The 585-nt window shown below is 52.3% G+C and carries 1 protein-coding gene; it reads left to right on the top strand.

Features of this window, described 5'->3' with window-relative positions:
• Positions 1-516: transketolase C-terminal domain-containing protein (locus ACTHUR_RS16240; RefSeq protein WP_440399710.1), on the top strand; the 516-nt coding region annotated here is incomplete at its 5' end.
• Positions 517-585: the final 69 nt, after the last annotated feature.

The raw sequence follows: 585 nt of genomic DNA, 5'->3' as shown, positions 1-585 counted from the left end.
AGCGATGAAAACGAATGCCGCCTGCTGCTCTCAACCTGCTATCAGGCAAATTCGCCGTCCGCCGTCCGTTATCCGCGCGGTACAGGTACGGGTGCAACCGTTTCAGACGGCCTGGAAACCGTTGAAATCGGCAAAGGCATCATCCGTCGCGAAGGCGAGAAAATTGCCGTTATCGCCTTTGGCAGCATGGTTACCCCATCATTGGCCGCTGCCGACAAGCTGAACGCGACCGTTGCCGATATGCGCTTTGTCAAACCGATAGACGAAGAACTGATCGTCCGTCTCGCCAGAAGCCACGATTACGTCGTTACCGCCGAAGAAAACGCCGAACAAGGCGGCGCAGGCAGCGCGGTGTTGGAAGTGTTGGGGAAACACGGCATCTGCAAACCGGTATTGCTGCTGGGTGTAGAAGACAAAGTTACCGAACACGGCGATCCGAAAAAACTCTTAGCCGATTTGGGGCTGAATGCCGAAGCCGTTGAAAAACGCATTGCCGGTTGGATAGAGGCCGTCTGAAAAATATTAAAACATCTCAATACATTGCGTAATTTATGGGAAAAAAATTAATCAGCATCAGTATGGTGC

This window comes from Neisseria sp. P0021.S007 (assembly GCF_051956855.1).
This window is presented reverse-complemented; position numbering and strand designations above follow the sequence as displayed.